This is a genomic window from Maribacter sp. 1_MG-2023 (assembly GCF_030547005.1).
In the GTDB taxonomy this organism is placed as follows: Bacteria; Bacteroidota; Bacteroidia; order Flavobacteriales; family Flavobacteriaceae; genus Maribacter.
On the sequence record NZ_JAUOPN010000004.1, the window covers coordinates 88,815 to 109,584 of the forward strand.

Annotated in this window: 18 protein-coding genes; all 18 read right to left on the reverse strand. The window is 34.8% G+C overall.

Annotation, left to right across the window (positions count from 1 at the left end):
* The 18 genes from Q4500_RS06470 to ruvA all read right to left on the reverse strand — a co-directional run bounded on the left by Q4500_RS06470 (position 1) and on the right by ruvA (position 20,760).
* Complete coding sequence (locus tag Q4500_RS06470; RefSeq protein WP_303598892.1) at positions 1-1,230, reverse strand: ABC transporter permease; 1,230 nt, start codon at positions 1,228-1,230, stop codon at positions 1-3.
* Positions 1,223-1,924: an ABC transporter ATP-binding protein gene (locus Q4500_RS06475; protein WP_282049218.1), complete on the reverse strand. Its 702-nt coding sequence runs from the start codon at positions 1,922-1,924 to the stop codon at positions 1,223-1,225. The genes Q4500_RS06470 and Q4500_RS06475 overlap by 8 nt, the downstream gene beginning before the upstream one ends.
* A 93-nt stretch (positions 1,925-2,017) precedes the next feature.
* The gene (locus Q4500_RS06480; protein WP_303598893.1) at positions 2,018-3,133 is read right to left on the reverse strand and encodes an efflux RND transporter periplasmic adaptor subunit; all 1,116 of its coding nucleotides are present in this window, start codon (positions 3,131-3,133) and stop codon (positions 2,018-2,020) included.
* Between the two features lie 30 nt (positions 3,134-3,163).
* Positions 3,164-4,420 carry an ABC transporter permease gene (locus Q4500_RS06485; protein WP_303598894.1) on the reverse strand — a complete coding sequence of 419 codons (1,257 nt, stop codon included), beginning with the start codon at positions 4,418-4,420 and terminating at the stop codon, positions 3,164-3,166.
* Positions 4,421-4,457: 37 nt separating this feature from the next.
* Positions 4,458-5,705: an ABC transporter permease gene (locus tag Q4500_RS06490; RefSeq protein ID WP_303598895.1), complete on the reverse strand. Its 1,248-nt coding sequence runs from the start codon at positions 5,703-5,705 to the stop codon at positions 4,458-4,460.
* Positions 5,706-5,821: 116 nt separating this feature from the next.
* On the reverse strand, positions 5,822-6,040 hold the full coding sequence (locus tag Q4500_RS06495; protein ID WP_303598896.1) for a hypothetical protein: 219 nt from the start codon (positions 6,038-6,040) through the stop codon (positions 5,822-5,824).
* Entirely contained in the window at positions 6,030-6,563 is a 534-nt protein-coding gene (locus Q4500_RS06500; protein ID WP_303598897.1) for a DUF420 domain-containing protein, read from the reverse strand. Before Q4500_RS06500 ends, Q4500_RS06495 begins: the two co-directional genes overlap by 11 nt.
* A 9-nt stretch (positions 6,564-6,572) precedes the next feature.
* Entirely contained in the window at positions 6,573-7,304 is a 732-nt protein-coding gene (locus Q4500_RS06505; protein WP_303598898.1) for an SCO family protein, read from the reverse strand.
* The gene (locus Q4500_RS06510; protein ID WP_303598899.1) at positions 7,304-7,933 is read right to left on the reverse strand and encodes a hypothetical protein; all 630 of its coding nucleotides are present in this window, start codon (positions 7,931-7,933) and stop codon (positions 7,304-7,306) included. The genes Q4500_RS06505 and Q4500_RS06510 overlap by 1 nt, the downstream gene beginning before the upstream one ends.
* Before the next feature lie 125 nt (positions 7,934-8,058).
* On the reverse strand, positions 8,059-8,442 hold the full coding sequence (locus tag Q4500_RS06515; RefSeq protein ID WP_073242389.1) for a cytochrome C oxidase subunit IV family protein: 384 nt from the start codon (positions 8,440-8,442) through the stop codon (positions 8,059-8,061).
* 52 nt (positions 8,443-8,494) lie between these two features.
* Positions 8,495-9,469 (reverse strand): cytochrome c oxidase subunit 3, encoded by a 975-nt coding sequence (locus Q4500_RS06520; protein ID WP_303598900.1) that lies wholly within the window; start codon positions 9,467-9,469, stop codon positions 8,495-8,497.
* Between the two features lie 96 nt (positions 9,470-9,565).
* On the reverse strand, positions 9,566-10,147 hold the full coding sequence (locus tag Q4500_RS06525) for a cytochrome c oxidase subunit 3 (protein WP_303598901.1): 582 nt from the start codon (positions 10,145-10,147) through the stop codon (positions 9,566-9,568).
* A 2-nt stretch (positions 10,148-10,149) separates the two neighbouring features.
* Positions 10,150-11,052 carry a heme o synthase gene (cyoE, locus tag Q4500_RS06530; protein ID WP_303598902.1) on the reverse strand — a complete coding sequence of 301 codons (903 nt, stop codon included), beginning with the start codon at positions 11,050-11,052 and terminating at the stop codon, positions 10,150-10,152.
* A 279-nt stretch (positions 11,053-11,331) separates the two neighbouring features.
* Positions 11,332-12,036, reverse strand: a complete 705-nt coding sequence (locus Q4500_RS06535; RefSeq protein WP_303598903.1) for an energy transducer TonB — start codon at positions 12,034-12,036, stop codon at positions 11,332-11,334.
* A gap of 62 nt (positions 12,037-12,098) precedes the next feature.
* Positions 12,099-12,491 carry a VanZ family protein gene (locus Q4500_RS06540; RefSeq protein WP_303598904.1) on the reverse strand — a complete coding sequence of 131 codons (393 nt, stop codon included), beginning with the start codon at positions 12,489-12,491 and terminating at the stop codon, positions 12,099-12,101.
* Positions 12,484-12,864 carry a glycine cleavage system protein GcvH gene (gene gcvH / locus Q4500_RS06545; protein ID WP_303598905.1) on the reverse strand — a complete coding sequence of 127 codons (381 nt, stop codon included), beginning with the start codon at positions 12,862-12,864 and terminating at the stop codon, positions 12,484-12,486. Before gcvH ends, Q4500_RS06540 begins: the two co-directional genes overlap by 8 nt.
* A 133-nt stretch (positions 12,865-12,997) precedes the next feature.
* Entirely contained in the window at positions 12,998-20,113 is a 7,116-nt protein-coding gene (sprA, locus tag Q4500_RS06550; protein ID WP_303599032.1) for a cell surface protein SprA, read from the reverse strand.
* A gap of 65 nt (positions 20,114-20,178) precedes the next feature.
* On the reverse strand, positions 20,179-20,760 hold the full coding sequence (gene ruvA, locus Q4500_RS06555; RefSeq protein ID WP_303598906.1) for a Holliday junction branch migration protein RuvA: 582 nt from the start codon (positions 20,758-20,760) through the stop codon (positions 20,179-20,181).
* Positions 20,761-20,770 lie beyond the last annotated feature (10 nt).

A 20,770-nucleotide genomic window follows, 5' to 3' on the forward strand; every position in this document is an offset into this window, starting at 1 on the left:
TTATTTATCACTTAATGCTACAATTGGTTTTACTCTTGCCGCTTTCATTGCCGGAATTAATCCTGCGAGAACTCCTGCTACAATCAATATTATAGTTGCGGTCACAACCATTGACATACTTACAGACGGATTGGCAAATGCACCTGTTTTAATACTTGGACCAATGGCCGCCAATAATCCGGTTGCAATTCCTAGTCCAATAAATCCGGATAAAGCAGTTATAAAAACAGATTCAAACAATACTAATTTTATAATCGACCATGGCTCAGCACCCAAGGCTTTACGAACACCAATTTCTTTTGTACGCTCTTTAATGATAAACACCATAATATTACCGATACCCACAATACCAGACAGTAATATTAGAAGTCCCACTATAATTACCGCAATATCTAAACCTCCTGTAAAGTTGCTGATGTCTTCAAAAACCTCTGCGTAGTTAAAGATTCTAATTCCCGATTGATCCTTTGGAGCAATTTTAAAACGTCTTCTAAAAACATTTTCTAATCTATCTGAAAAAGCAAGTGCCTCTGTTAAATCGTAATTAGGATTATAGGTTAAAGCAATCTGATCAATATGATCTGTTTGACCATACATTTTTTGATATGTAGTGGTAGGAGCGTAAATATTACGCTCGGCATTGTCATCACCATCATCGGTAAACGTACCAATGACCCTAAAAGGTAATCCGTTAAACTCAACGAACTTGCCTATGGCATCTTCATTCTTGAATAAATCTTCCTCTACTTTTCTACCGATAACAGCAACTTTAGAGGCATTCATTAAATCGTTAGTATTTATGAACCGACCCTTATTTACGATTGTCTTTTCAATAGCCTGGTGATCTGGGTAAACTGCCTGTATATTATAACTACCCGTTTCGCTCTTATAACGTGCCGATGTATTTTGATATACTCTCGGACTTATATATTCTACATCATTAGGAAAACTTCTTTTTATATATTCAATATCATCATTCGTCATTTGAATTCTCCGTCCAGCTTCAAATCCGCCATAGGCCAATGAAGTAGTACCTGTTCTAACAAAAATGGAGTTGGTAGCATCATCACTAAATTGAAGTGTGAATCCGTTTTGCATTCCTTTTACAGAAGCCAAAAGCAATACCAAAATGAAAATACCCCAACCTACTGAAAACCCAGTAAGGAAAGTTCTAAGCTTGTTGTTGCTTATACTATGGTATATTTCTTGCCAAATGTCTCTATCAAACATATTGCTCGGCTCTTACTTGTTCTATTTTCTTGTCCTCAATAATAACCCCATCCTTCAAATGCACAATACGCTTACACATATCGGCAATATCTGGTTCGTGAGTAACTATTAAAATAGTATTACCCTGGTCGTTAATTTTCTGTATCAAGTCCATCACTTCATAAGATGTTTTACTATCCAATGCTCCTGTAGGCTCATCGGCAAGCAATACCTTAGGTTCAGCAGCTAAAGCTCTTGCAATAGCAACACGTTGTTTTTGACCACCAGAAAGTTCACTAGGTAAATGACCGGCCCATTCTTTAAGACCAACTTGTTCTAAATATTTTAAAGCTTTTTCTTGACGTTCTTTTCTAGGTACTTTTTGATAGTATAACGGTAAGGCCACATTCTCTGCTGCACTCTTATAATTGATAAGATTGAACGATTGAAAAACAAAACCTAAAAACTTGTTTCTATATCTAGCAGCTTTGGTTTCGTTTAAATCTTTAATTGGAACATTGTCTAGAATATACTCTCCAGAATCAGAGCTATCTAACATACCTAAAATATTCAATAAGGTAGATTTACCAGAACCAGAAGAACCCATGATAGCTACTAGCTCACCTTCTTCAACATTAAAATTTATTCCTTTAAGAACGTGAAGTGAATTCTTGCCCATTTTATAGGACTTGTGAAGATCTTTAATTTGAATCATGTTGGTTGTTGTTTTGAACAATTTTACACTGTCTATTAATTAGACTATGTTGTGTAATATTTGTTACATCAATTGAATTATTTTTTGTGGTTTTTAGTTTTCAGCAAGCTCATCTGGCACTACCTCGTTCCAAACCTTTATTTTTTCTCCTTCTTCTATACCAGAATTGATCTGTACATGAATGCCATCACTTATACCCAACTCAATATCTCTTCTTTCAAATTCTTGATCACCTGTAGCGATTTCCACGAAAGGTTTTTTGGTTTTATCATCAAACTGAACCAAAGCTTCTTTAACAGCCAAAACACTATCTGCACGCGCTAAAATAATAGAGGCATTAGCACTAAGACCTGCTCTAATGAATACGGAGTCTTGTTTCTTAAGCGTCCCTTTTATTTCAAACTGTATAGCACCATTCTCTTCATTACCTTTCGGAGCTATATAATCTAGAACAGCATCGAACACTTTATCTTCTATAGCACCAACGGTAATTTCTAACGGAAGATTTTCTTTAATTTTCCCAACTTCTGATTCATCTACCTTACCCTCAAAAATCATTTTGTCCACATCTGCAATAGCTGCTATGGTAGTACCTTCATTAAAGTTATTACTTTCAATTACTTGATTACCTACTTCTACGGGCACTTCTAGCACCATACCACTAACAGTTGCCCTTATTTGTGTATTTGCAGCATTACCAAAACCAGAAGTTGTACCCGTTTTTACAATATCATACCTTTTATTGGCAGCAGCATAAGATTGTTTAGACTGATCATAACTCAACTGAGCGCGCTCTAAGTCTACCTTAGAAATGACCCCTTTGGTAAACAATCCTTTTTGACGATCAAGGTTTCTCAATTGATCATCTAAATTGATTTTGGCCTCATTGATATTGTTTCTAGCATCGTTCAATGAACTTAAATTAGGCACTACTTTAATGGTACACAGCAAATCGCCAGATTTTACATAATCTCCACCCTCCACGAAAATCTTCTCTATTACACCTGAAATATTCGGCTTAATAAGCACTTCTTCTAATGGAAGAATACTACCTGTAGCCATTGTCTTTTTTATTATGGTCTGCTTAGAAGGCTCTTCTGTTTGATATACTACGGGATCTTCTGCATTTTTAGAATACAAATAGAACATAGAGCCACCAAAGGCTAGTACGATAATTAGCAGGATTACAATTGTTGTTGACTTTTTCATTTTTTGATTGGTTATATTTTGATGATAATTTTATTCTGTTCTCAAAGCTTCAATTGGTCTTATTTTAATAGCACTTTGTGCAGGTATGAAACCGGCTAATAATCCGGAAAATATTAAAATGACCAGTGCACTGACCACCACACCTAAACTTACACTTGGGTTCACAAACATATCTACCGGACCTACGGAATCAAGAACCGCATTAACGCCATATATAAATGCAGCACCGAATACGATACCAATCATGCCAGATATGATCGTTAGGAAAATAGACTCCATTAAAATTTGTTTTTTAATAGACCAAGGAGCTTCGCCTAGAGCCCTACGTATTCCAATTTCTTTGGTTCGTTCTTTAATTACAATGAGCATAATATTACTTACCCCAATAATTCCGGATAGTAGTACTAGCACACCCACAAAATAGGCTACCCAGCGTAATGCTCCGAACAAACTTTCTACTCGATTAAACTGTTCATACAAGTCAAAATACCCGACGGCACGTTTATCATCTGGGTGAATTTTTCTTTTCTCTTTGACCACACCTACTATCTTCTCTTTTAAATTAGAAATGGAACTACCGTCATGAGCGGTAATAGCCATCCACCCAACATCATTACCCATATTAAAAGCTTGTGAGAATGCAGTAAATGGCACGTAAATTTCTTTTTGACCTTCTTCACCACCACCATCATCTTTCTTTTGATAGGTACCCACTACCATGAAATTGACCCCTTGAATTTTAATATACGTCCCCAATACTGTTTCACCTTGGTCATAAAGTTCATTTCTTACACCAACACCAATGACAGCCACCTTTCGTTTATCTTGAATATCATTATGGTTCACAAACCTACCAGATGTTATAGTCATAGGTTCTTGCCTTATTATTTCAGGATAGTCACCATAGACATTGAAAGCACCTGTTTTCAAACCTCTTACTACATTATTACCACTACCGAAACCGCCTAATTGGTTACGAGGAGAAATAAACCTTAAGTTGGGAACATTATCATTTATAGCCAGTACATCTTCAATTTTAAAACTAAAGCGTCTTCCTTTTGGCAGCCCTTTATATGACATGGTCGTATTACGAGACCACATAAACATGGTATTGGTAGCGATGTCTCCAAAATCGGCACGAATACCATTTTCCAGACCTTTACCTGCTGCAAGTAGTATAATCAAAATGAATATACCCCAACCCACGCCAAAAGAAGTAGCCAATGTTCTAAATACATTGCTAGATAATACTTCTAAGATTTCTTTCCACCGGTCTCTATTGAACATGGTTACATCTTAATTATTTAAACTTTTCATTTTTGAACTACTCATCTCTCAGTGCTTCTATAACATGAATTTTAGCTGCTCTCCATGCAGGGAAAAATCCCGCTATCGCTCCTGCAAAAATTAGTACAAATACAGTGGTTAAGGCAACATTGAAGTTCACTGAGGGATTTAGCACATAATCTACCTCTATATGCGGACCCACAATCTCCAAAAGCCCCATACTTAAAATAAGTCCTGTAAAACCTGCAATTGCAGTAATAAAAATTGCTTCGTGCAAAATCATCCCAACAATTGACCATGGCTTAGCACCAAGCGCTTTTCGTATACCGATTTCCCTAGTACGTTCTTTAACTACAATCAACATGATATTACTAACACCAACAATACCTGCGATAATGGTACACACCCCAACAAACCAAAAGAAGAATTTGATACCGCCCATTAGTGCATAAAAGCGCTTTGCCTCTTCCATAGGGTTATATACTTGAATGGCACTCGTATCTTCTGGTGCCACCGTATGTGCTTTTTGTAAATACGATTTTAATTCATTCTTAAATTTGATAGATTGTGCAACGGCAGTTTCGAAATCATCTACCGGAGGCAAAGTATAGGAAAGGTTATTTAAACGATCTGCTCCATTAAAAACCTGTTGTGCAGTACTTACAGGAATATAAATACGGTCTTCTTCTCGTTCACCACCAATATCACCGTATACCCCAACAATTTTAAACGGGATACCAGATAGGTCTAAAAACTCCCCTATAGGACTATCTAGCGCATGAAACACTTCTCGATTAATCTTATTACTGATGATGGCAACTTTAGCCTTAACATCAACATCTTGTTGATTAAGAAATCTACCTAAGGTCATATACTCATTTTCAATAAATTGAAATTGATCAGAAACACCCTGTACATTATAAGCTAAAGACTCACTACCATAGTTTACAAAAACATCTCTTACAAATAATCTTGGGGATTTATTTTCAATTTGGTCATCAAACAAAGCACCGGCCATGTCATAGTTCTCGTTTCGGAACTGTATCGGTCTACCTGGATTCATACCCTTATAACCAATAGTGGTTACTCCTGGCCAAACCCAAACACTTGTAGCAGCATCTTGCTCAAATTCTTTGGCAATACCATTTTGCATGCCTTGACCAAAACCCAATAAAATAACTAGAATGAAAATTCCTGAAGCAACGGAAAGTCCTGTAAGAAAAGTGCGTAACTTATTCTTGCGAATAGTATCGAAAATTTCTTGCCAACGTTCTAGGTCGAACATAAGATTGATTGATTAGTTTGTTTGATTGATGAGCGCGATACAACTATCACACAATCATAAGACTAACCAAAAGGAAGAATGTTACACTATTTGTATAAAAAAACTATAAAAAAGATTTAAGGTCTCATCTTTTTGTAGATAAAATAGAAAAGACCAGCTACCAAAACATACGGTACAGCCATTAAATAAACGATACCATTATTAATACCTTCGGCTGTTTTACCAGAAGATTCACTTTCTAAAACCGCTCTACACATTGCGCATTGCGCCTCAGCATCTATTGGGATCAACAAAAACATTACAACTACCAATAAGATTATTTGTTTAGTATACATAGTACGGAGATATCATTAAATAAACTACAACACCGGTAACGGCAACATATAACCAAACAGGAAATGTATATTTCGCCAATGCCCGGTGATCTTCAAACTTCTTTAGATATGCCTTTGCATAAGTTCTAAGCACTAAAGGAATTAATGCAATAGAAAGTACGATATGAGTTATTAAAATAAAATAATAGACATATTTAATAGCACCCTCTCCACCATAACTAGTAGAGTCTGATGTCATGTGATAGGCTATATACATAATCAGAAATAGCAAAGACAACGCAATATTGGTTGTCATTAAATTCTGATGTAACTTTTGATTGCCTTTTTTAATAGCCCAGACAGCTACCAATAGTAATACAGCTGTTAATCCATTTATCGCAGCATAGATTGGCGGCAAAAATGAAAGTGGCTCAACATTAGGCAACTTAACACCAAAAAGAATTGCTACAACTATTGGTATAATCACAGAAACAACTGTAATTAGTTTATTAAACTTTTTCTCGTCTTTAACGCTCCCTTGCATACTTCTAACTTATTCTTCTAACAATTTCTGAATATCAACTTTCAGAATCCCTATTTCTTCTATTTCTCCATGATCATTAACTCCTTTTTCTTCTAAAATAGCACCTCGATAATATACTATTGCGTTACCAAAGTCATCTATTCTTGATCGTAGATAACCATCTTTATCTACTAAAGCAAATAAACCCGAATGTTCAAACCCACCAGGAACATCAGGCATTTCGGCAGCAAAAATATTAAATCCGGAGTTTGCCAATTGGTAAATACCTTCATGATCACCGGTCATTAAATTCCAATTTGCACCATTAATGCCATACTTCTCCACATAAGCTCTTAAAACCTGTGGTGTATCAAAATCTGGAGTAATGCTAAAAGACGCTACAGCAAAGTCGTTAGCATCCTTAAAATGATCTTGAACATCTACTAGGTTAGTTGTCATTACAGGGCAAATACTTGGGCATCTGGTAAAAAAGAAATCTACTACATAGACTTTACCCAGATAATCTTTATCTGACACCAGAACACTATCCTGATTTATAAATTCAAAAGGAGGTACTTTTCTTCGCTCGCCATCTAATAAAACATACCCAAGTTTAGCATCAATTTTTTTACCAGAAGCATTTAAACGATCATTTTCAACCACTGATCCAGAAGACAATCTTTCTACTATTCTTGGCACTACAATAATTCCAAAAACTAGGACAATAAGCGAAACCCAAACATATGTATACTTCTTATTCATTATTTAGATTGATCAGTATTATTCTTCTTTAATGCAAGCCTGTATTCTGCTAGTACGATTTTTACATCATCAATCATTTTATTATTCAAATCTGAAACGGAGTTAGAATTGAAACCATATTTTGTACCATCATCTTCATCATCTGACCTACCTCTTAATGTCAAGTCTTTATCTATAATAAAAACATAAGAGGTACTGTTTTTAGCATCTAATACGATGTCAGTTTTTAAACTATTAAAAAGGTCTTGAATTTGAATATCATTAGCAGACACGAAATTCCACTTATCATTATCTGCTAGTGTAGCCAGCTCCGTTTTAAGCGCTTCGACTTCACCTTCCGTGTCATTAGCAACAACCATAACAAATTGGATGTCTTTAAACTCGTAGAAGCGTTTGTATATTTTTTGATTTATATTGAATGCATTACCCTTTCTACCTTCAACATCAGAACCTAAGAAACCTAAAATGGTAATTTTACCTTTAAATTTAGCTTCATCAGAAAAATCTATTTCATGAACATTTTTTGTTAGCTGCGACAGCTTACCAAAATTAGTTACCCCAGAAGCAAAGAATAAATATGCCACAATTGGCAGCACAAATAAGACAACAAGAACAAAGGTCTTTTTCATAAATCAGGAAGACTAGTTATTGAAACCATTTAATTAGTTACAATAGATATAATCAATAAATTACAAACTATACAAAAATAAAAAAGACGGTTATAAAACCGTCTTTTAATACTGTTAATTATAACTTAGAAGTTCCAACTTACAAAGCCATCTTTATATACATTATAAATATAATCGGCTTCTACTAGTAGGATAAATGTCAAATAAATAACCAAAAATATTGGTGTCCAAACAATCGCTCTTCTTAATGAAGACTTCTCGTCACGTAAGTGCATAAAATCCCAAGCAATATAATAAGCTTTAACTAAGGTTAATATAATAAAGACCCAGTTGATTAATTTCATACCCAATACATAAGTATCAGTTAATGATGCCGGTTTAATAATACCTAATACTACCTCTACTGCAGTTATAAGCGTTAAAAAAGCTAATACTCCCCAGATTTTCTGTGTGTTAGATTTGAACTTTACAAGTCCTCTAAAAATTTCTAATTTATGTCCGTCTGCCATTTTACTTTAATCTAAAATTCTATTTTCAGTAATGCTGTTTTTCTTAAATGGATTATACTAGGTAGAAGAAGGTAAATACGAATACCCAAACTAAATCTACAAAGTGCCAGTACAGTCCAACTTTCTCTACCATTTCATAATGACCTCTTCTCTCATAAGTACCAATAACAACATTAAAGAAAATAATAATATTAATTACTACACCCGAGAATACGTGGAAACCGTGAAAACCTGTAATAAAGAAAAAGAAGTCAGCAAAAAGTCTACTTCCGTATTCATTATGAATCAAGTTAGCACCTTCTACAACTTGTGTTGCTTCTGCCAATTTTGCTAATGAGGCTTTTCTATCTAAAAGTGTTTTCTCGCCTTCTTCATTGATTTGTTCAGTTCTAATCAGAATATTAGAATCTGCTTTAAATCCTTCAACCACCTCTGCTAGTGAAACACTAGTTAGTGTCGGCTCTTGAAAAAACCAAAGTCCGTTTTTTCTTTCGTGAATAATTCTATCATCTGGTATAGACGCTGCAAAATCTGCTAACGAAGCTCTCTCACCCGTGTCAGCTTTTACGAATTGTAATATTCTACCACCTTTAGTCTCTAAAGCTCCATGGTCACCTTTAATAAAAGTACCCCATTCCCAAGCTTGAGAACCAACGAAGATTATACCTCCAATAACTGTAGCGAACATATACCATATCACTGCATTCTGTTTCATTTTATGACCAGCATCAACTGCTAAAACCATAGTTACAGAGGACATGATCAAAACAAAAGTCATAAGTGCAACATAAATCATGGGGTAATTTCCATGAAAGAAAGGAACGTGTGTAAACACTTCGTCCGCTATTGGCCATGTTTCAATAAATTTAAATCTTGAAAAGCCGTATGCTGCTAAAAATCCAGAGAAAGTTAACGCATCCGATACAAGGAAAAACCACATCATTAATTTGCCGTAGCTTGCTCCTAGAGGCTGATTGCCACCACCCCATACGCTTGTTTCCGTTCCCGTAGTCACCGTAGAATTCATATACTAATTATCGTTTTAATAAAACTTTAGCAAATTTACATTTTTTTGAACTATTTAAAAACGCAATTTGACTCAAAACTAACTTTGATACACTTTTTATTTCACAAAGAACATGAATAACACTAAATAGACCCATAATAAATCTAAGAAATGCCAAAATGTTGCCCCTAAGGTAACACCTAAATAGTTCTCTTTACTATATTTTCCTTTGTTTTGATTGTACAACACCACCAATAAGGATATCATACCTGCCACAACATGTACTACATGCACCATTGCAATCAAAAAGACATAAGATACTTTTATACTACTTGTAGGTCCTGTAAAGTAGTACCCTTCGGATACTAATTGAGAAAAACCCGAGAATTGTAGAAAAATAAAAAGTACTCCTAAACCTAACGTTGCCAATAGCCATTTAGTACCGCTTGCATTTTTACCTTTACTAATTGCTTTCTTCGCCATCATATAGCTAAGACTACTAATTATGATAACTATAGTACTATATAGAAAAGAATTCGGTAGCGTTATATCACTAGACCAGTCTTCTCTTGAACTACTTACAATATAAGCACTTGTCCACCCTGCGAAACCCATTAATAGGCTGATAATACCAAACCAAAGCATCATCTTTTTTGCCCTTGCATTTTTCTCTGCCGCCGTACCTTGTGTTAAATCCATAATTAAGCTAAAAATTTATCTATTACGTAAACTATTTGCATCAGTGTAATATAACTGACACTTGCCAACATTAATTTTCTTGCCGAAATATTATCTCGCTTTCTATATAACTGAAAAGCAAAACCTAGCATAACCGCGCCCATTAAAAAGATTAGTACTGCAGCAACTACTGATAATTGTAGTCTACCAGTAATACCAAAAACCGGAATTATTGAAACTGCCATCATCCAAATAGTATACATTATTATCTGCAATACCGTTGCTGCATCTTTTTTACCTGTCGGTAACATTTTAAATCCACCAGCGGCATAATCATCATCCAGCATCCATCCTAATGCCCAAAAATGAGGGAACTGCCAGAAAAATTGAATCATAAATAATGTACCGGGCTCTATACCAAAATCATCAGTAGCAGCAACCCAACCTAACATAAAAGGTATTGCCCCAGGTATTGCACCAACAAACACTGCAAGCGGAGTTATTGTTTTTAAAGGAGTATAAACACTAGTATATAGAAATATAGAAATCGCCCCAAACATTGCTGTTTTAGGATTCAAAAGATAAAGCGATAATATACCGACCAATGTTAGTACAATTGCCAGAGTCATTGCCGTATTAACAGACATACGACCCGTAGGTATAGGTCTATTTTTAGTACGCTTCATTAATGCGTCTAAATCTTTTTCTATAACCTGATTATACGCATTACTCGCACCAACCATGCAATACCCACCAAAAGCAAGAAGCAAAACTTGAAACCATTGTATTTCGTAAGCACCTAAAAAATAACCTGCTATCGAAGAAAAAACGACACTAACAGCCAATCTAGCTTTGGTAATCTCCTTAAAATCGGCAAAAAGCAATGCAAAAGCACTTTCATTTTCCGAACCAACAGCCGTTTTCATACTCTTTTTTATAGATCTGCAAAGATAACCCCCAAGTCATATTTCTGCAACCTAAAAGCTTTATTTCTAGTATTATTGACCTTGTTAAAAACCAAACTTCAATTACTACTATTAAATGGCTGAATTAAATACGGCACAGTAAGTAGTTGTCAACTTTAAATATCTAGATCAGTTTTTAATATTATAGAAGCAATAATCTCTAAGGAAAGTTTAAAGCAAAAAAAACCCCGAGCAAATTACTCGGGGTTTTTTGTATATGATTAAAACAGTAACTAAATACTATTGTAATTTAAAATTAATTGGAATACTAAAAGGAACACGTACTGCTCTACCTCTTTGCTTACCAGGAGTCATTTTAGGTAATTTACCGATAATTCTCGCAGCTTCTTTCTCTAAGTTCTTATCTGGTCCACGCATTCTAACGTTACCGATACTACCATCTTTTTGAATTACGAACATTACACTAACTCTACCTTGAACACCCATTTCTTGAGCAATTTCTGGGTAACGGAAGTTTTTACCGATGTGTTTTTGAATCATTTTATTGAAACAAGCTCTTTTATCGCTCTCGTTCTCACAACCTGGAAAAACAGGTACATCTTCAATAACTGCAAAAGGTACATCTACATCTTCTTCGATTTCATCAACAACAACATCATCAACCTCAACGATTTCTTCTTCTTGACTAGTTTCTGTAGACTCGATTACTGTTTCTTCAACCTCTTCTTCATCTTCTACAACTTCAATAATTTCAGGTGCAGCTGGTGGTGGTGGTGGTGGTGGAGTTTTGATTTGTTCTGTCATTGGAACCTCTTCATCTAAAAGATCATCCACATTCATAGAAATATCATAATCATTTACCTCATCATACGTTTTCCATTCAAATGCTACAAAAGTAAATAGCATTACTACGAACAAACCGATAACGAAATAAAGACTGCTGTTCTTTGTTAAATCCGCTTTTGGATTCTTTTTAGGTTCCATATATATTCAATTTAGTGATTGCTAATTTAACTAATTAATCCATAAAAATGCAACTAAAATTTTCATTTTAACGAGGGCACCCGAAAAAATATAAATCTAACAGCCAACATTCCAACAATCGCTCCGGTAGAATTTGCAAGCGCATCTAGCGGATCTCCGTGTCTATCAGCGGTAGCTACATGCTGTATTACTTCAATAATTATGCCGTACAATACAGCGAATAAAACAATGTACCACAATAACTTAGACTTACCTATACCCTGTTCTTTGCTTTTAGGTATCGCTAAGTAACCAAACACTACCATTACAGCATAGAACGTGAAATGCACAGCCTTATCCATATGCGGAATATTGAACCTTGAGGTAGCAATTCCTGAAAAAGAAAATAAGCTGGAAAATGTTACAAACATCATCCAGCTTATGAAAAGTACTTTATAAACAGTGTTTTTAACCACCTATTATCTCTTTATATGCAGCATCACTAAGCAAATCTTCTAATTCACTAGCATCGCTAAACTTAATTTTAACCATCCAACCTTCACCATAAGGATCCGAATTTACTTTTTCTGGCTCGTCTTCTAGTGCTTCGTTGAACTCAACAATTTCACCAGATAAAGGAGAGAATAAGTCAGAAACAGTTTTCACTGCTTCAACCGTACCAAAAATAGCTTCACGATCTAATATTTCATCCAGAGTATCTACTTCTACATAAACAATATCACCTAATTCGCCTTGTGCAAAATCTGTAATACCTACAGTGGCAATATCCCCTTCTATCTTAACCCACTCGTGATCTTTTGTATATTTTAATTCAGCTGGTATATTCATTATAATCGTTTATTAATTTTTTACTTCGGCAAATGTAAAGTTTTCAACTTAGGTTATCAAAATAATTACAAATGTTATGATTTGATCAAAAGTGCAGCTAATAATTAAGTCTATCTCTTATTAAACAACCCTATTAATTACCAAAATTGTAGCGAATTGTAAATCCGGTATTAATAGTTGTTTGTGGAAAAGCGGTCGAGACTGCAAATTTAGAGAACGAATGATCGTAAAAGAACAAAGCATTTAAGTTCTTACTTAAAGCATAATCTGCCGTAAATTTTAACGACATTAAATTCTGACCAGAAGTAATTTGGTTATTATTGATGTCTAGATTTCTTATAATAGTAAGGTTATCTCGTAAAGTTACATCGGCTTTTAAGTTTAAGTCACCCTTTAACCTTGTCTTGTTACCACCAATATTGGTTACAAATTTTACATCTTTAAAACGATACCCTAAACCAACCGTATATTCTTTACCATTAATTTCGGTCATTAAATCATTATCGAAACTTAATGACAATGCTCTATCTGTTCTTATTTCAGCTAATACACTAACAGAATTTTTCATTTCGAAATCTACACGAATTAACGGGTTAAACTGATCCGTTAATACGACGTTGTTTAAAATTAAATCTGGAAGTATATTTCCATTCTCGAGGTTTATAGGTTCATCACCATCTTTTATCAACTGTACTTTTTCAAGATTTGTCTGATAAGAATTAATACTATATGCCGAACGATAGCCATGACTTAAAGAAAAACGTTTGAATTTCTTTTTAAACCATTTACTCTTCATTAAACCTGTATACTTTATACTCCAGTTCGGTATTGGAATATCTCTAAACGTATCTAAGTTTACACGTTCAGCATTTTGACCTGTATATGCAGCAAAGAATGCAGGTAATAATACATCTTGCTGAGTTTTTCCATATCCATCAGGAAATCCCCCTTCTGGGTCAATTGGAATATTATTTTCTAAGGCAATTCTATTGGCTACTGTAATTCTGTTATCCTTAAATTGCTGAAATGTACTTGAATCAAATTCATCGCTCTTACCAAATGCAGTACTAACCATCATAGAAGAAATACTAAAACTGCCGTAGTTATTTCCTAGTTGAATATTATACTCTTGATCAGTAACATTAAAATTTTCTTGATAACTATTTGAATACTGCCTATCGGCAACTAAATCAATAGTAATATCTTTTGTTGGTTGCGCTGTAGCGGTAATATTCAATTGTTTATTTGTTCTTTGGATAAATTGTTCGTTGAACTGTTCAAAATTAGTTAACCAACCATTTCTAGCAGCTTCAAAACGAACATCAGATTGACTACCGAAAAGAAAGCCAATTGTAGGTTTGGTAGTACCAACGAAACCGACAGATTGCGTATATCCAGGAAGTACCGTACCATTATTCTCGCTATAATTTAGGTTTAATCTCTTCACCATGGTAACAATATCAACCACCGTATTGAACACATTACTCGTTTTGCGTTCAATTTTTTCTTGATCCTCTAAAAGAGCACCTGCTTTATCTCTTCGAATAGGACTTGAATTGGATGCTTTTGGCGACTCACGTCTCTTAAGTCCTAACATATCATAGAACTTTTGCATTGTCAATGACGATGTTATTGTATGCGTGTTAGCATTCTGAACCGTATTAATATACTCTCTAGCAACTTCAAACAATGCATCTCCACCTCTCTGCCAATCGAAATTACTTGTATATGAATACTGTGCACTTATAAAATCTAACGCAGGTATCTTTGAAAAAGGCACATCATAATTTAATTGCATTTGCTGAGAATGCCTGTTAGGCTCTCCTAAATTAAAGAAGCCATCCCATAATCCAAGTTCATTATTAATTCTATCAGCAGATTCTATAGGCTCATCTTCGTTTAAATAATTTCTAACGATATTATTATTAGAACCTGTTAAGTTTAATCGTAACGATTTGGTTAAATTATAGTTTACCGCATACTGCCAATTAAATAAATAGTTACGTTGTTGTAACTCGGGTAATTCAATTCTATCTATATCTTCTGTATAAACGTCTCTAAACCTTTGTGCATTGAATCGCCTATTAATATTAGAAGTTACACCTATATTAGAAGGTAATAGATTCAAATTTAGATCTTTTAGCCATTTCCAATACTTACCAGTAAATAATGAATCATTTTTAGCAAAAGGAGCAACCTCTACAGGATCAAAACTGTGATTATACACTAAACCTGTATTTACATTTTGCTCTCTAAGCTCAGCTATTTCAAAATCGCGGTGATCTGTTTCATTATAACTGTAGTTAAAAGTAAAGTTCTCAATATCGTAAAAATTAGCATCAGCTTCTTCCCCACGTTCCTTTCTAACACCTATTAAATTAATACTAGTACGCTTTGTATAATCTTCAGCCTGCTCCAACACCTCATCTTTACCCTCTTGAGTAGTTTCTGCTGCTATTCTATCATCTAATTTCAAATCGTCATAGACTGGATCAAATTCAGGAGTTATCATTTGCTCTGAGATACCATAGTTGAATGGTAGTTGTATACCCCATTGTTTAGGAAGAAGTTGACCTACATTAACATTGGTTACCACATCGTAAGAAACAGCATCTTCTCGAGCACGCTCATTTGGCATTTGATCAATAGACCCGAAACCAGATGTACTTTTACTACCTGTTGCACTAAAATTGGCAAAATCGGCAATATTACCATCAATTGCTGCAATAGCAGCCCAACCACCGTTATTATCTAATCCGGCAAGGCGAAGTTCGTTGAACCAAACCTCTCCACGAGCTGGTAATATATCTTGATTCTTAATACCTATCATTACAGTACGAACACTACCTAAAGAAGGATTACCTTTTATTCCAATTCTAATTCTACCTGGGGTTCGAACATCAAATTCATCAACAGGAATAACTTCTCCGTTTTCAATTTCAAAAAAACGAACCTCAGATAAATCACCATCAGATATCCAAAGAGATTTCACTTTGTTTAAATCACTAAGTGAAATATTCATTTCATTTGCTTCTGGCCAAATTTCCGTATCGGTAACAGCGGTAAAAGGTGTAAATTCTAAAGGAAGCTCTAATTGATAATAATTTTGGGTAAAATCGGTACCCATTCGCAAGAAACCAACCAAAGGTGTAGATGTATCAGCATAATCATTATCTGATATTTTTTCAGCATGAATGAACATTTTCAACTTTTCGTACTGGCGAATATCAACATTTATATTTTTGAAAACGCCACGAGAATCACGAGGTTCTAAATCTTCTACCAACAAAGATAAAGACTGTTCGTTTTGACGAATTATTGTATTATTATTATTTAATAGTTCTCTCGCAACACCTGGAGGCATTACATACGGAATAGGTGTTCTAGTACTGTTTTCTTCAATATTTACTGTCTTAACATCAAAGGTTGTACCATCATCGGTTGAGTCGTCATCGATATCAGAATCTTGTAATGATTTAGAATAGGTACGCCAATCTCCTCTAACTAAATCTAAAGTTGCAAAACGAAGTATTGTAGGACTATTAAAGCCTGTCATATACATACGCATAAAACTAATAGATCTAAAATCGGTAATACCACCTACAGCATCGGTAAAATCACTTAATGGAATCTTATACTGAATCCATCTATAATTAACATCGTCACCGTTTGGAACTCTATTTCCACTAGCAACGCCTTCACGAATATCAGTTACATATTTATCACTTATTGTAGTATTGGGCTTAATCGCTATTCTATATTCATAATAACTATTTACCGTATTCATGGTTAAATCACGATCAATATCTTCAACGTCTGGCAAAGTTGTTGAGCCCCTATCTGTATTAGTCACAGAAACCGGCGAGTTACCTTGTGGGTTATTAAAATCTAAATATCTCTCTAGAATACTACCTTCTCTATTTAAGTAATAGCCGTAGTTATCTAATGCAGGATCTTCACCTCCGTTATTGGTATACACATCAGCTTCACGAATATCATCTAACCCATCAAAACCAATATCTTGCAAACCTCTATTATTTTCGTCTGCATCAAAAGCATATACCAATGATTGCGTTGCTGGCACCTCACCCCAAGAAGTTGGAGCAACGAAATCGTTACTATTCACCCCTGGCAATCCGTTTTCATACTGTTTCTTACCATCTCGTAATATATCTTCAGATATATTACCCAAATTAAGAACCAGTTCACCAGCACCATTTGCAATTCCATCAACATAGGGGTCCATTACCCAAAACTGAACGAATTCAACGTTACTTTGTTCAAAATCTGTACTACTTAATGAACGCATCATTCCACCCCATTTTTCAGTTTGTGCTTGAGTTTCAAAATCTGGATTGTTGTTATACGGACCTTTTAGCGCTGGATAATATACCATATCTAAGGTAGTTTGTACCTGAGTTTGACCTTGAGCAACATCTGTCTGCGGAAAAACTTCATCAATATATATTCTACGACTAGAGTTTGTAGAAATATCATCATCACTTATTGCCGCTGGTCTTTGCGTAGTATAAAAAATTGGATCTATAGTGTGCCAAGATAATTTAGCTCTACCATAGCCATTCAATAAGTTTTCTGAATCTTCAGGCGAACTACCATAAAGCTGTCCGTTATTACCAAACTCTAAAGGCATACTTGAAATAGACCAACCAAGAGAAGCTCTAATATCGATTAGTGCCTGAGCTCCTTCAAAGTCATCTAAATAGGTAGTTGTTTCACCATTAAAATCGGCATTTTTAGGTGAATTTGGTTGTAAAACAGCCATCTCTGCCCTAATTGATACATTTGACGGAACATCTGTGTCAATATTCGGAAGCTTATTCACCATACGTGTCAACCAAGGCACTTCGGTTGAAAAATTACCATTCAATCCGAATATAGAATTATTAACCGGCTCTACTCCGTAGTTTGATTTTTGTGTTAATGGCCTCTCATTCAAATTTAAGAAGGTACTTCCTAACACAAATTTTTCATTGATTTGATGCTCAACATTAATTCCAGTGAAACGACGTGTTTGTTGTCCAAACACGGCATTATTCTCTACAGAAATATTGATTGGAACATTAGACGCCTCTAAACTAGGGTCTAAAATTTGTACCGTTCCAGATTGGTAATTTACCGTATAATCTATACCCTCTTGCAATGTTCTACCATTAGCCGTTACTGTAACAGAACCTTGGGGCACATTAAATGCACCGATAGAAATACCGTTACTACCTTCTGACTTGTACGAACCTTTTAATAAGAACTTATTTTTTTCTGGGTCTTGTAACGCTGCCGTTTTGGTCAATGAATACATATCTCTAAATACGTATTGTTCTTGGTTAGCGTTATATCCAGAAGGAACATCATATTGTCCACTATTACCATTTTCCAATTGCTCGTATAAGAACTCACCGAAAGGTTCTACGGTAGTAAAAATTATACGCCCGTTTCGAACATCTATGGTTTGACCACTAATAAAATCGAAGAAGCCATCACCACCTGGCTGTATATCATTGTAAACATTTAACCTATCTAGATTAAAAACATTTAAAAGAATTCGTTCTTCCAAACCTTCCGGCCATCCAGAGCCTGGACCCTCTTCTACCGGGGTAATGTAGTTTCTAGAAGTAGGATCAGAATATAAAATATTCATCTTAAAATCTTCTTGACTTAAACTATAAGCTCCGGTTGCATAAATATTTTTCATCATCAAATCCCAAATAGGGTCTGTGATATTAGTTATATTACTTTTTAGTAATTTAAGAATTAAGGTGTTATTCTTAATAACGGTACTAACTTCTGGAGTAGTTGTAGTAGCCTCTATACCTCCATTTGCAAACTCACCTACTTGATAAACCTGTCCTTGAAAAGTATACTGAAAAGCAACCCCTAAAACCTCATCATTACTTAAACGCTGATTTAAGGAAATGTAACCTAATTGAGTATCATATTCAAAATCTCTACCTTCTTCTAATTTTCTTGCATTTTCTAAATATGCATAATCAAAACCTTGGTTGGGAGAATACCCATTGGCAAAACTACTATCATTGAAACCACCTTCTACTGTTGCAATTTCTCTAATATTGTCATTTAAGGCACCCCCACCTGTAAGTATCAAAGCCGGATTATAATCGTTTGCATTGTTTCTAGGTCTTAAATCTGCAGGATCATTAAAAAATCCGCTTCCGCTACCGTTGTTTAGACCTACCCTAGTTTTGTCTCTATCTGATTCACCTAAATCTTGAATAGCTACAACGTTTCGTACATTTATAGTCTGTTGTGTTCTATTCGTAATCCAGACCTCAATACGGGTTATTTGTACTTGACTTTGTATGTAAGGATAGGAAGAAAGTGCATTATCATAATTATCTCTAAAATATTGTGATAAGAAAAAGTGTCTATTTTCATCGTAATCTAAGGCTGTTAATGAAAACTCGTTTACTGTTCCACCACCTTGCGCAACAACAGTATTGTTTTGTGAGCGTTGTTCAGAAAAAACAGCGGTAACTGATGTTTTACCAAATTGAAGTTTTGTCTTTACACCAAACAAACTTTGTGCCCCTTGAATCAATGAACTATTAAGAGGCATATTAACATTACCAACCTCGATAGACTGAATGATATCATCTTCTGTTGGCGTATAATCTAACTTTACAATATTCTGAAAATCAAAAGTAGCTTCGGTATCATAATTAGCGGTCACTTGCAAACGCTCACCTATATTACCTAACATACTAAGACTAATACGTTGATCAAAATCAAATGAAAGATTCGTTCTGTTTCTTGGTGATAAAGAAGGATTATCATTTTTCTGCCAGATAACACCTAAATCCATCGCAACGGATCCTTGTGGAATAATCTCGATAGTATTACCACCAAAAATGGTTGAAAAGAAATCGTTATTTACATAAAAGTTGGGAAGTAAGTTTTTACGAGCTTCGTCACTACCCTCTTTTTTACCAGAATAAGCATCAGATTTTTCTTTGAAATATGATTTTATCCCTTCCTCCCTTATCAACTTAAAATATTGATCTGGTGTAAGAATTATAGGATTACCTATATTAAAATCGCCCACACTTTCATTATAAATATATCGATCAAGTTCTGGGTCATAAATATACCTAGACACAATACTTTCTGGATTCTCAATTAGAATTCTACCCAGATCATATCCCGTTTTCACCGAATCAACTTCCTGTTCTTCTGTTTCCTGCCCCACAACAGTTGTTATGGAACCCAAAAACATAAAGAATACAAAGATGTGCTTAAAAGAAATTTTAAGAAATTTAGTTACCCCGTTTTTCAAACTTATTACAAATTTTTGAGCGCGAGTTTAATTATATTCTCGACACTTAGAGAAGCATCTTGACTAAGCACTTTATCGACAACCCTCTCTGATTGTTTACGTGCGAAGCCCAGAACTTCTAAAGCAGATAACGCTTCATCTTTATTTGTATTGTTTATACTTAGTGAAAGTTCGTCTATATCGTAAACTTTTAAGACCTTATCTCTAAGATCTAAAATTACACGTTGTGCGGTTTTAGCTCCTATACCTTTTACGGCTTGTATTGATGCAACATCACCGTTAGCAATAGCATCTCTTACTTGAGAAGGAGACATAGATGAAAGCATGGTTCTGGCTATACTTGATCCAATACCAGAAACAGAGAGCAATAACCGGAATATTTCACGTTCAGATTTTTCAACAAACCCGAACAAAGTGTGAGAATCTTCCTTCACCTGAAGGTGCGTAAAAACTGAGATATTTTCTTGCTCTGGCAGCTTTGAAAAAGTGTTTAAAGAAATATTTACAAAATAGCCCACACCACTACATTCGATAATAACATGAGTTGGGTTCTTCTCTACTAGTTTTCCTCTTAAGTGATGTATCATGGTTTTTTAA

What these genes read in the sequence shown, in the direction of transcription:
- Q4500_RS06470 (WP_303598892.1), bottom strand. Translation starts at nt 1,230, where the DNA reads ATGTTTGATAGAGACATTTGGCAAGAAATATACCATAGTATAAGCAAC.
- Q4500_RS06475 (WP_282049218.1), bottom strand. Translation starts at nt 1,924, where the DNA reads ATGATTCAAATTAAAGATCTTCACAAGTCCTATAAAATGGGCAAGAAT.
- Q4500_RS06480 (WP_303598893.1), bottom strand. Translation starts at nt 3,133, where the DNA reads ATGAAAAAGTCAACAACAATTGTAATCCTGCTAATTATCGTACTAGCC.
- Q4500_RS06485 (WP_303598894.1), bottom strand. Translation starts at nt 4,420, where the DNA reads ATGTTCAATAGAGACCGGTGGAAAGAAATCTTAGAAGTATTATCTAGC.
- Q4500_RS06490 (WP_303598895.1), bottom strand. Translation starts at nt 5,705, where the DNA reads ATGTTCGACCTAGAACGTTGGCAAGAAATTTTCGATACTATTCGCAAG.
- Q4500_RS06495 (WP_303598896.1), bottom strand. Translation starts at nt 6,040, where the DNA reads ATGTATACTAAACAAATAATCTTATTGGTAGTTGTAATGTTTTTGTTG.
- Q4500_RS06500 (WP_303598897.1), bottom strand. Translation starts at nt 6,563, where the DNA reads ATGCAAGGGAGCGTTAAAGACGAGAAAAAGTTTAATAAACTAATTACA.
- Q4500_RS06505 (WP_303598898.1), bottom strand. Translation starts at nt 7,304, where the DNA reads ATGAATAAGAAGTATACATATGTTTGGGTTTCGCTTATTGTCCTAGTT.
- Q4500_RS06510 (WP_303598899.1), bottom strand. Translation starts at nt 7,933, where the DNA reads ATGAAAAAGACCTTTGTTCTTGTTGTCTTATTTGTGCTGCCAATTGTG.
- Q4500_RS06515 (WP_073242389.1), bottom strand. Translation starts at nt 8,442, where the DNA reads ATGGCAGACGGACATAAATTAGAAATTTTTAGAGGACTTGTAAAGTTC.
- Q4500_RS06520 (WP_303598900.1), bottom strand. Translation starts at nt 9,469, where the DNA reads ATGAATTCTACGGTGACTACGGGAACGGAAACAAGCGTATGGGGTGGT.
- Q4500_RS06525 (WP_303598901.1), bottom strand. Translation starts at nt 10,147, where the DNA reads ATGGATTTAACACAAGGTACGGCGGCAGAGAAAAATGCAAGGGCAAAA.
- cyoE (WP_303598902.1), bottom strand. Translation starts at nt 11,052, where the DNA reads ATGAAAACGGCTGTTGGTTCGGAAAATGAAAGTGCTTTTGCATTGCTT.
- Q4500_RS06535 (WP_303598903.1), bottom strand. Translation starts at nt 12,036, where the DNA reads ATGGAACCTAAAAAGAATCCAAAAGCGGATTTAACAAAGAACAGCAGT.
- gcvH (WP_303598905.1), bottom strand. Translation starts at nt 12,864, where the DNA reads ATGAATATACCAGCTGAATTAAAATATACAAAAGATCACGAGTGGGTT.
- sprA (WP_303599032.1), bottom strand. Translation starts at nt 20,113, where the DNA reads ATGTTTTTGGGTTCCATAACAACTGTTGTGGGGCAGGAAACAGAAGAA.
- ruvA (WP_303598906.1), bottom strand. Translation starts at nt 20,760, where the DNA reads ATGATACATCACTTAAGAGGAAAACTAGTAGAGAAGAACCCAACTCAT.